Raw genomic sequence first — 10,617 nt, 5'->3', positions numbered from 1 at the left:
GCCGAGAGCATCGTGCACTACGAGACCGACCCGACCTACTTCCTGATCCCGACCGCCTTCCTGTTCGTCGCCGTGCTCGCGTTCACCCTGCTCGGAACCGGGGCGAGGCCGCCCTCGCCGTCCTGCCGCTGGACGGCGGTGCGCCGCGCACGGTGCTGAAGGACCCCGACCGGGCGGCCGTCAACCTCCCCGGCACCAGCTGGAACGCCGCCGCCGACGCCTTCGTCTTCGCCACCGACCGGGAGTCCGGGCACGACGAGGTCTGGCTGATGAGGCCGGGCGGTGCCCCGGAGCGGGTGACCAGCCACGGCGACGCCGGCGGCTACAGCGAGCCGAGCTTCTCCCCGGACGGCGAGTGGATCGTCTTCCAGCAGAGCTGGGAGCCGGAGCACACCGCCGCCGCGCGGGGTGACGCGGCCGAGCAGGACTCGCTCTGGAAGGTTCGCCGCGGCGGCGGCGCGCCCGTCCCGCTGGTGGACGGCCGGGGCACCGGCACCGACAACCGGCAGCCGAACTGGTCCCCGAAGGGTGACCGGATCGTCTTCCAGCGGCGCGGCGTGGGCCGCGAGGACTGGTCGCTGTGGACGGTGGACCCGGACGGCGGCGGACTGCGGCAGGTCACCGGCGTGCCGGGCGAGCACACCGATCCGAGCTGGTCCCCGGACGGCCGGTACCTGGTCTTCTCCTCCAACCTGGGGGACCTGCCGAACGCCCAGGTCTTCGTGGTGGACGCGGCCGGCGGCACTCCCGTCCGGGTGACCAGGGACGACACCGCCTACGACGGCGCGCCGAGCTGGTCCCCGGACGGGCAGTGGATCGCCTTCGAGTCCGCCCCGGGCGGCGAGGCCCACCCCGCCGCCCTCTGGCGGATCCCGGTGCCGACTAACCTGCGGTGATCGTCACCACCGAGTACTGGGCGACGGTCAGCGGCACGCTGACCGTCCCGGCGGTGACGGTGTACGGGACGGCCTTGGGTGCCGGGTCGGTGCCGTCCGGGCTCGCCACGGTGACGGCGGTGACGCTCGCCCCGGCCGGAAGGGCGTAGGAGAGCGTGCAGTTGGCGGGCGCGCTGCGGAACGCCGCCGGGGTGTCGGCGAAGTTGGTGAAGTTCACCAGGTGGACGACGGTGTCGGCGCCGAGCCGCCGGGCGTCCAGGAAGATCCGGCGGTCCCCGGCCAGGGTGACCGCCGGCGGGGCGGACTGCCGGACGGCGGTGAGCAGTTGGTCGGCCGAGGCCTGGTCGGTCTTGGTCAGGTAGCTCAGCCCGGGCAGCGCCTTGACGTACCAGCAGCTGCCGCTGCCGTAGGAGTTCTGCCTGGTGGCGGGCAGCGGGTCCGCCCTGCGCAGGCCGAGCACGTCGGAGAGCGCGAACTCGGCGCGCTGGCCGCCCAGTTCGTCCAGCGCGGTGGGTGCAGGGCCGGTGATCACGATCGTCCCGCCGGCCGAGACGAAGCCGCGCAGCAGCGCCGCCTCGGTGTCCGAGACCGCCTGGAGGTTGGGCAGCAGCAGGACCTTGAAGCGGGCCAGGTCGTCGGCGGTCAGGCCGGGGCTGGGCACCGTGTCGAACGGGACGTGGGCGTAGACCAGGGCCTTGACGGTGCCCCGGAACTCGCCGAGCCAGGGGAGCGAGGCGCAGCTCATCTGGGGGTCGTCGCCGCCCCACCAGTCGGTGATCCCGGCCGGGGCCTTGGCGTTGACGTACATCCCGTTGCCCTCGCCCGGGGACACGTAGTCCCGGGACGGCGCCGAGTGGTAGACGCCGACCTGGGCGATCGAGGCCGGGTCGTAGAGCTTCGCCTGGTTGACGCGCACGAAGCGGTACATCCGGGTGCGCATCGGGCCGTCCACGGTGTCGTTCTTGAACGGGGTCTTCACCTCGTACGGGTTGCAGCCGGCCGCGATCAGCTGGGACATCACCAGCGAGGCGTCGTCGGCCTGCCAGCCGTAGGAGAACGCCCAGGCCGGCTTGGTGCCGCTGGCCGCGCGGGCGTACTTGTACATCGAGATCAGGCAGACCCAGTCGGAGGCGGTGGCGTGCCGCATGCCGTCGTAGTTGCCGAGGATGTCCACCTCCCAGACCTGGCTGACGGCGCCGGGGGCCTGGCGCAGGTAGCCGCCGTCCAGACCGATCGAGGTGGCGTAGCGGTAGTCCATCGACACGGTCTCGACGAAGGTGACGAGGTCGGGGTTGACCGAGCGGCCCGCGTCGGCGATGTCCAGCTGGAACTTGAGCAGGTTGCGGTGGCGCCACTCGACGTAGCGGCGGAAGACCGGGTCGGCGAAGTTCGCGGCCTTGGGCAGGTCGAGGCCGGTGTCGGCCTTGAACGCGGCGGTGCCCCAGGTGGAGGCGTCGCACCAGGAGAGCACGCCGTCGAAGTAGATCGGGACGTCCGGCCAGATGCCGTCCACGCCGGTCGCGGCGACGCCCTTGATCCGGTTGAGGTAGTAGTCCCGCCAGGGCGAGTTGGGGCTGAGCCAGACGCTTTCGTCGCCCGGGTCGACCCAGACCACGACGCTGCCGTAGAACACGTTGGGCTTGCCGGCGAGGTCGCGCTGGACCCAGTTCTTGCCCTGGTCGTTCTTGTAGAAGGACCGGCCCTTCTCGCCGCCGGGGGAGATCAGCTCCAGGGACGGGTAGTACATGACGACCTTGAGGCCGGCGGCGTGCGCCAGGCCGGTGAACTGCTTCACCTCGGCCATGTGGGCGGCGAACTGGGCGTCGGTGAGCCAGTCGGAGAGCAGGGTGTCCAGCTCGATGACGCTGACCTCCTGCGCCTTGAGGGCGTCCACGTAGCTCTGCATGTCGGCGGGCTCGTTGAAGGTGCCGTCGGCGATGCGGGCGTAGCGGGCCCAGTCCGGCCAGACCTGCGCGGCGCCGCCGGTCCCGGTGCCGGGGCCGGCGAGCCGCCTCTCCGGCCAGAGACCGTCGTACTGCGCGGTGCCGTGGTCGGTGTCGGGTTGTCCGGCGGCCCAGGCGGCGCCGCCTGGCAGCAGCCGGGCGGCGGCCAGCGCGCCGCCCGCGCCGAGGCCGGCCCGGAGCAGTCTGCGCCGGCCGAGCCGGGATCCTCCGGGGCGTTCCGGTGCGGTGTGCTGTTCGGTTCCTTCGTGCTGCTCGGGCATGGTGGTCCCCCCAGCGAGAGCGGGCCGGTGCCGGTCGGCCCGGCCCGGGAACGGTCGTGAGCACTGCGGATGGTGAGCACCGCGGGTGGTGGGTGCCGCGGGTGGTGGGCACCGCGATCGGTGCGCGGACGGCGCGCCGTTGCCGCCGGGTGCCGTCCCGGGGCCGACCCTAGACCGTGTGCCGCCCCGGTCGTCCGCTCACGGTCAACGGCTACGCCAGACGTCGGACCGCCGGTTCCCTCAGTGTGCGGACCGTTGTCGGGGGTGAGGTCCGGGGGAGTACGGGGTAGAGGTGCTCGGAGGGCACCGTCGATGATCATAAATTCTCTACAGTGCTGTAGATTCGCGGCACGGGCGGTGGCAGAACGAGGAGGACGCGATGAGCGTTTCGCTGGCCAAGGGGCAGAAGATCAGCCTGGAGAAGCCGGGCGGCGGGCAACTGAGCCTGGTCCGGATGGGCCTCGGCTGGAAGGCGGCCGAGCGCAAGGGCTTCTTCGCCAAGCTGCTCGCCGCCGGCCGGGAGATCGACCTGGACGCCTCGGCGGTGCTGTTCGCCCAGGGGCGGCCGGTGGACGTGGTGTTCTTCCAGCACCTCAACAGCAACGACGGCTCGGTCCGGCACAGCGGGGACAACCTGGTCGGCGGCGCGGGCGACGCGACCGACGACGAGTCGATCACGGTCAACCTGACCACCGTCGCGGCCGAGGTCGACCAGATCGTCTTCACCGTCAACTCCTTCACCGGGCAGACCTTCCAGGAGGTCGAGGCGGCCTTCTGCCGGCTCGTGGACGAGACCACCGGTGTCGAGCTGGCGCGCTACACGCTCACCGGCGGCGGCCCGTACACCGCCCAGATCATGGCCAAGGTGCAGCGCACGGCGACCGGTTGGCAGATGACCGCGATCGGCCAGCCGGCCAGCGGGCGGACCTTCCAGGACCTGATGCCGGAGCTCGTCAAGCACCTCTGAGCCCCCGCCCCGCGGGGCAGCGGCCCCGGCTCTCCGGGCGTCCGGCTCCGAACGCCCGGCGCCCGGCGCTCGGAGCCCGGCGTCAATCGATGTCGCGGCGCCGGAAGCCGGCCAGCGCCAGGGCGATCAGGGCGGCCGCGACCAGGGTGAGCACCACCAGCGGCGTCCAGTCCATCGCGGCCGCCGGGAGCCGGGGCACCCGGCCGTACGGGGAGAGCCGTTCCAGGCCGCCGGGCAGGTCGAGCAGCGGGCCCAGGTAGCCGATCACGAAGGCGTACGCGGGCACCAGCCAGGCCAGCGGAACGGCCCGGGGCAGCCAGCCGTACACCGCGGCGGCGAAACCCACCGTCACCCACTGGGCGGGCGCGAAGGCCAGCGCCGCGCCGGTCAGCCGCAGGAACGCGCCCCCGTCACCGCTGGACAGCGCCCCGGCCAGGCCGAAGCCCACGCCCGCCGCGAGCAGCACGGCGGTGGAGCCCAGCAGGGCCGCCGCCAGGTGCCCGCCCAGCCAGGCGGTCCGCGACACGCCGGTGGCCAGCACCGGCACCGCCCGTCCCGCGCTCTCCTCGGCGCGCGGGCGCAGCGTGGCCAGCACGGAGTAGACGCCGCCGATCACCGCGACGACCGGCAGGGTCAGCGCGGCGTAGGAGTCGGCGAGGGTGTGCCCGCCGAGCCGGTCCAGCGTCTCCCGGATCCGGTCGACGCCGCCCAGCAGGGAGTCGGCGCTGCCGAGCAGCGAGCCGTACATCGCGCCGACCAGCAGCAGCGCGACCGCGAAGCCGCCGAACAGGCCGCGGTGCAGGCGCAGCGCGAGGCCGAGCGGGGTGCCCAGGGCCGGACTGCCGGTGGCCGGGCCGGGACGGGCGGCGCGCAGCCCGGCGCCGTGGTCCCGGCGGCTGCTGAGCGCGAACCCGGCGGCGCCGGTCGCGACCGTCAGGGCGACAGCGGGGAGCAGTGGCCACCAGCGGTCGTCCACGAAGGGGTAGCCGCGCTGCAGCCAGCCGATCGGGGAGGCCCAGGAGAGGGTGCCCGAGCCGGCGTCCCCGGCGGCGCGCAGCGCGTAGGCGGCGCCGAGCACGGCGAGGGCCGATCCGGAGGCGGTCCGCGCGTGCGCGCCGAGTTGCACGGTGACGGCGGCCACCGCGGCGAACAGCAGCCCGGAGAGCGCGGTCGCGGCGCCGAACAGCGCCGCTCCGGAGGCGGTGATCCCGGGGACGCCGAGCGCGGGCAGGCCGGCCGCGAGCAGCAGGCCGAGCGCGAGGTCGGCGACGGCGGCGGTGGCCAGGGCGGCGGCGAGCGGGGCGTGCCGCCCGACGGCGGCGGAGCGGACGAGTTCGGCCCGCCCGCTCTCCTCCTCGGCCCGGGAGTGCCGGACGACGGTCAGGACGCTGAGCAGGCCGGCCAGGACGGCCAGCAGGCCGAGCATCCGGTGGCCGAGCATGGCGCCCCAGGTGTAGTCGGCCAGGTAGTGGGCCGGACCGCTCATGGCGAGCAGCGCCGGATTGTCCGAGCCGTGCGCGATGGCGGCGCGGTCGGCGGCCGTCGGGTAGACGGTGCGGACGCTGTCGGCGGTGGCGAGCGTGACCAGCCAGAGGCCGAGCACCCAGGCGGACAGCCGGATGCGGTCGCGGCGCAGGGCGAAGCGCAGCAGCGCGGCGGTGCCGGCCAGGGTGGTGCCGGCCCGTGGGCGGCGGGGTGCGGCGGAGCGGTCGGCGGCAGGCCCGGCGGCGGTGGTGGTCATCACCGGCCTCCGTCCTCGCCGCGCTGCCCGTCGGCGGTGACGCCGTTCGCTTCGGTGGCCGCGCCGGGTGCGTCGGGGGTGTCGGGGGCGACGCCGTGCCCGTTGGCGGCCAGTTCGTCGCCGTAGTGGCGCAGCATGAGCTCCTCCAGGGTGGGCGGGTGGCTGATCAGGCCGCGCAGCCCGGCCGCGCTCAGGAGCCGGACGGCGGCGTCGAGCCGGCGGCCGTCCACGGCGAACCGGACCCGGTCGCCGTCGGTCCGCAGGTCGTGGACGCCGGGGAGCGCGTCCAGCCCGGCGACCGGGCGGAGGGTCCGGGCTTCGACGGTGGTGCGGGTGAGGTGGCGCAGTTCGCCGAGGGTGCCGCTCTGCACGACCCGGCCGTGCCGGATGATGCTGACCCGGTCTCCGAGCTTCTCCACCTCGTCCAGGATGTGGCTGGAGAGCAGGACGGTGCGGCCCTCTTCCGTGGCGCGGCGCACGACGTCCTGGAAGACCACCTCCATCAGCGGGTCGAGGCCGGAGGTCGGCTCGTCGAGCAGCAGCAGTTCGGCGTCGGAGGCGAGCGCGGCCACGATGGCGACCTTCTGCCGATTGCCCTTGGAGTAGCTGCGGCCCTGCTTGGTCGGGTCGAGGTCGAAGCGCTCGATCAGCTCGTCGCGTCGGCGGGGGTCGAGCCGGCCGCGCAGCCGGGAGAGCAGGTCGATGGCCTCCCCGCCGGTGAGGTTGGGCCAGAGTTCGACGTCGCCGGGCACGTAGGCGAGGCGGCGGTGCAGCTCGACGGCGTCCCGCCACGGGTCCTTGCCGAGCATCAGGGCGCTGCCGCCGTCGGCGCGCAGCAGGCCGAGCAGGACGCGGATGGTCGTGGACTTCCCGGATCCGTTGGGCCCGAGGAAGCCGTGGACCTCGCCGGTCTCGACGGTCAGGTCGAGGCCGTCCAGCGCGGTGGTCCGGCCGAAGGTCTTGCGCAGGCCGGACAGGGTGATGGCCTTGGTCATATTTCTGAAGCTATCGTAGGTTCAGAAAAACGTGAAGATTGGGAAGGCGTTAAAGTTTCGACCGGGGGCGAGTGATCACCGGAAAGGGGCGCAGGGTGGTGCAGGGGACGGACGGTCCGGAGAAGCCGGCGGAGAAGGCGGACGAGGGGCCCGGCGACCAGGCGGTGGCGGACTTCGTCGAGCGCTTCGCGGCGGAGCTGGTGGTCGCGGGCATGGGCAGGATGCCGTCCCGGATCTTCTCCTGTCTGATGGCCGAGGAGAGCGGGGTGCTCACCTCCGCCGAGCTCTCCGAACGGCTGCGGATCAGCCCGGCCGCCGTCTCCGGAGCGATGCGCTACCTGACCCAGATCGGCCTGGTCGCCCGGGAGCGCGAGCCCGGCTCCCGGCGGGACCGCTACCGGGTGCTCAACGACGTCTGGTTCGAGTCGCTGACCCGGCGCGACGAGATCATGCTGCGCTGGATCCGGGTGCTGCGGGAGGGCGAGGCCACCGTCGGCGCCGGCACCGTGGCGGGGGAGCGGCTGGCGGAGAGCGCAGCCTTCTTCGAGTTCATGATCGACGAGCTGCACGGGATGCTGGGGCGCTGGCGCGAGCACCGCGCGGCCCAGCCGCGGTAGCGGGCGGTCCGGGCCGGGGCACCGACGGCCCGGGCGCGGTGGACGCCGACGGCCCGGGTGGAACGGCGGGTGGCCGGGGCGGAACGACGGGGGAACGGCGGGCCGGTGCGGCGGCGCCTCGTTCTGCCGAGGGCTGAACCCGTTGAGCGGCGCGAGCCGCGGTTCGTACGCTCACCCCATGGGACACGACGACCTTCCGACTCTCGAACTCGCCTTCCCCGGACCGGAACGGGACCGCGGCCTGGCCGCGATCCGCAGCGGCGAGAAGACCGCGTTCACCGGCCTCCTGGAGATCTACCGGCACGCCGGGAGGGAGGTGCCGACGGCCGGTCAGCGGTTCGCGGTGCTGGACTCCGAGGGCGTTCCGGCCGTGACGATCGAACTCGTCGAGGTGCGGGTGCTCCCGATGGCGGAGATCGACGACGCATTCGCGATCGCCGAGGGGCGGGGCTACGCCGACGCGGCCGAGTGGCGGACGGAGCACGAGGAGTTCTTCGGCGGCGACGGCGTGGCCGAGTTCCTGGGGCGCACCCCGGTCATCGACGGCGGGACGTCGGTCGTCGCCCAGCGCTTCCGGGTGGTCGACTCCGTGACGTCCTGAACGGCCCGACGACAGGGGCGCGGTTCCCGGAAGGAACCGCGCCCCTGTGCTGTCCGCCTCGTCCTGCCTACTTCGTCGGCGTCGCCGTCGGCGAGAACCCGGCGCTGGGGGTGGTGCCGGGAGTGGTGCTGGGCGCCGTGCTCGGGGTGTCGGTCGGGGTGGGGGTGGGGCAGCCGGGGAGCGGCGTCGCCGTAGGGGTGCCGGTGGGCGTGGCCGTCGGCGACGGGGAGCCCGTCGGCGTGGGCGTGCCGGTCGGGGTCGCCGTCGGGTCCGGGCAGGTGGTGGGCGTGCCGGTCGGGGTGCCCGTGGGCGTCGCCGTCGGGGTGCCGCTGGGGGTGCCGGTCGGCGTCGCCGTCGGGGAGGGGCTGCCGCTCGGGGTGGTCGTCGGCGTCGCCGACGGCGAGGTCGAACCCTCGGGCGTGGGCGCGGTGGTGGCGCCCGGGGTGGGCGTCGGCTGGGCGCTCGGCGACTGCTCCGGAGTCGGGGTGGCCGGCTGCTGGGGCTCCGTGCCGGGCGTTCCGCCGGTGCCGGTGCCGGTGCCGCCGGTCGGGAGGCCCGGGAGGTACGGCGTGGGCAGGGTGCCGGGCGGGACCAGGGGCCCCGGGCGGTTCGGCACGGTGGACACCGTGCCGCTGCCGAAGTGCGCCATCCAGTTGCGCACCGTCCGCAGGTACTCGCCCGAGTTGTTGTAGCTGAGCACCGCCCGGTCGAGCTGCGCCGGGTCGGCGAGGTCGCGCCCGCCCGCGCACAGGTAGCGGCCGGCGGTCTCGGCGGCGTCGAAGACGTTGTTCGGGTCGGCCTTGCCGTCGCCGTTGGCGTCCACGCCCCAGGAGGCCCAGGTGGACGGGATGAACTGCATCGGCCCGACGGCGCGGTCCCAGCGGGCGTCGCCGTCGTAGCGGCCGCCGTCGGTGTCGGCTATCGCGGCGAAGCCGTTGCCGTCCAGGGCCGGGCCGAGGATCGGCGTCAGGGTCGTGCCCGCGGCGTCCACCTGGCCGCCGTTGGCCTGGCCGGACTCGACCTGGCCGATCGCGGCCAGCAGCTGCCAGGGCAGGTGGCAGCCCGGCGAGCGCTGCGCCAGCGAGGCCTCGGCCTGCCGGTAGGCGGCGAACACGGTGGCGGGCAGGGAGGCCCCGGTGGCCGCGAACGGGCCGGCCGAGGGCAGGCCGGGCAGGGTGCCGGGCGGCTGGGGGAGCTGGAGGGTGCCGCCGCCGTCGGCGGGTATGCCGGTGCCGAAGGTGCCGGGGGCGTCGGTCGGGGAGCCGCCGGGCAGGGAGCGGCCGGCGCCCTGGCCGTCGGCGCCGTACGCCGAGCCGGAGTCGGCGACCGCGACCGGGGCGAGCCCGATGCCCGTCACCTGAGAGCCGGTCAGCGCGGCCAGCGCGGCGAAGGCCGCCGCCGTGCCCGTGACCCGTTTGCCGATCCGGAGCTTCCCGCTCCCGGCCTTGCCGATCCGCACCGTCATCCGCTGTCCCTCCCCGTTGCCGTCCGGACCTCCCCGGAACGGTTGAGCTGTCGTCATCGTGCCCGTCCGTCAGAGGACGGGGCCCACCACCGGGACGATTAGTATCACGACGATCTGACAGGGACAGGGTGACCGGAAGGCGGACCGGAGCCCTCCGAGGGGTTAACTCGGCACCTCAGCGGGGGTGGAGCCGGACATCGCGGCGCCCCGGGACATCCGCCGCCCACCGCCGCCGCTTCCTCGCCGGGCGGCAACTCCTGTTCCGGTACGGAAAGTCGACCGGTGGACCAACGGTGGTGGTACGGGCGCTCCCGGGCGCCGGACCGGCGGTTCGGAGCGCGGGGGTGGTGCGTGCGCGGTGTTTCGGGCCCCCCGGCGCCGCCCGCGGTCGCCCGTCCTGACCTGCCGGAACGTCCGAACCCCGGCCCGGCCCCCCTACCAGGGCGCGGGCCGGGACGCCAGGGCGCGACCCCGACTCGGACCTGGACGGGTGACGTTCTGGTGAAAATGGGCATGCCAGGAAACGCCGCCCGGCATGCTGTGCCGCGTGATGATGCGGATGGAGGTCCAGACCGTGAGCGCGAACCTGCCGGAGACCCTCGCCGAGGGAGCGGTCGTCCTGCCGGCTCCCCCTCGGGTGGTGGACGACCTGGCCCGTGACCTGACCCAGGCCGCCGCGGCCGTCCGGGCGGTGTCGCGCACCCGCCGCTCCGGTGGGGACGTCGCCGTCGCCGCCTACACCGCCGTGGTGTGCACCGGCCGGTCGGCCGCCGGGGCCCTGGAGGAGGCCGCCGCCTGGTGCCGGCAGGCCCCCGAGGCCGAGGTGCACTCGCTGGCCTGGGCGCGGGTGCCCGGGCACCGGGACGACGTCCACGAGTACCGCGTCACCATGGCCGTCAGCTTCGCCGACGGCGAGACCGGGGAGCACCACGGCGACACCCACCACGCCCGGCGCTGACGCCGTATCATCGCCCCCATGACCGAGGGGGGTACGAACGACATGCCGAACGACGCGATGACGGGCCCGGACGGCGCGGCCGCGGGGGAGCACGCCGGCGGCCCGCGGATTTCGCATTGTCTAGACCAATTCGACACCGCCGTGCCAGATTCG

9 protein-coding genes are annotated in these 10,617 nt (G+C 74.4%); 5 read left to right on the top strand and 4 right to left on the bottom strand.

All coding sequences use genetic code 11. The features are described from left to right. Positions 1 to 152: 152 nt before the first annotated feature. Positions 153 to 896: a hypothetical protein gene (locus ACWD4P_RS36615; RefSeq protein WP_449782607.1), complete on the top strand. Its 744-nt coding sequence runs from the start codon at positions 153 to 155 to the stop codon at positions 894 to 896. Here the strand turns inward: ACWD4P_RS36615 and ACWD4P_RS36610 are convergent. Continuing rightward, positions 883 to 3,120, bottom strand: coding sequence for a type 1 glutamine amidotransferase family protein (locus ACWD4P_RS36610; protein WP_359829799.1), 2,238 nt, complete (start codon positions 3,118 to 3,120; stop codon positions 883 to 885). The two genes, ACWD4P_RS36615 and ACWD4P_RS36610, sit on opposite strands and share 14 nt — an antisense overlap. A gap of 379 nt (positions 3,121 to 3,499) precedes the next feature. Here ACWD4P_RS36610 and ACWD4P_RS36605 point away from each other — a divergent pair, with 379 nt between their 5' ends. After that, positions 3,500 to 4,087 carry a TerD family protein gene (locus ACWD4P_RS36605; RefSeq protein WP_359829798.1) on the top strand — a complete coding sequence of 196 codons (588 nt, stop codon included), beginning with the start codon at positions 3,500 to 3,502 and terminating at the stop codon, positions 4,085 to 4,087. Between the two features lie 82 nt (positions 4,088 to 4,169). On the opposite strand, the gene ACWD4P_RS36600 is transcribed toward ACWD4P_RS36605, so the two are convergent. Together ACWD4P_RS36600 and ACWD4P_RS36595 are read right to left on the bottom strand one after the other, a co-directional pair. Then, positions 4,170 to 5,828 carry an ABC transporter permease gene (locus ACWD4P_RS36600; protein ID WP_449782606.1) on the bottom strand — a complete coding sequence of 553 codons (1,659 nt, stop codon included), beginning with the start codon at positions 5,826 to 5,828 and terminating at the stop codon, positions 4,170 to 4,172. Next, on the bottom strand, positions 5,828 to 6,823 hold the full coding sequence (locus tag ACWD4P_RS36595) for an ABC transporter ATP-binding protein (RefSeq protein WP_449782605.1): 996 nt from the start codon (positions 6,821 to 6,823) through the stop codon (positions 5,828 to 5,830). The genes ACWD4P_RS36600 and ACWD4P_RS36595 overlap by 1 nt, the downstream gene beginning before the upstream one ends. A 95-nt stretch (positions 6,824 to 6,918) precedes the next feature. On the opposite strand from ACWD4P_RS36595, the gene ACWD4P_RS36590 reads away from it, so the two are divergent. Both ACWD4P_RS36590 and ACWD4P_RS36585 read left to right on the top strand, forming a co-directional pair. After that, positions 6,919 to 7,440 carry a GbsR/MarR family transcriptional regulator gene (locus ACWD4P_RS36590; protein ID WP_449782604.1) on the top strand — a complete coding sequence of 174 codons (522 nt, stop codon included), beginning with the start codon at positions 6,919 to 6,921 and terminating at the stop codon, positions 7,438 to 7,440. 178 nt (positions 7,441 to 7,618) lie between these two features. Next, positions 7,619 to 8,041 (top strand): ASCH domain-containing protein, encoded by a 423-nt coding sequence (locus tag ACWD4P_RS36585; RefSeq protein WP_449782603.1) that lies wholly within the window; start codon positions 7,619 to 7,621, stop codon positions 8,039 to 8,041. A 67-nt stretch (positions 8,042 to 8,108) separates the two neighbouring features. Here the strand turns inward: ACWD4P_RS36585 and ACWD4P_RS36580 are convergent, their stop codons facing one another. Continuing rightward, positions 8,109 to 9,563 carry a lytic murein transglycosylase gene (locus tag ACWD4P_RS36580; protein ID WP_449782602.1) on the bottom strand — a complete coding sequence of 485 codons (1,455 nt, stop codon included), beginning with the start codon at positions 9,561 to 9,563 and terminating at the stop codon, positions 8,109 to 8,111. Between the two features lie 517 nt (positions 9,564 to 10,080). Here ACWD4P_RS36580 and ACWD4P_RS36575 point away from each other — a divergent pair. Then, positions 10,081 to 10,464 (top strand): hypothetical protein, encoded by a 384-nt coding sequence (locus tag ACWD4P_RS36575; protein WP_359830166.1) that lies wholly within the window; start codon positions 10,081 to 10,083, stop codon positions 10,462 to 10,464. Positions 10,465 to 10,617: the final 153 nt, after the last annotated feature.

This window comes from Kitasatospora sp. NPDC002543 (assembly GCF_053594915.1).
The sequence above is the reverse complement of the archived record's forward strand: the minus strand, read 5'-3'. Positions and strand labels throughout refer to the sequence as shown.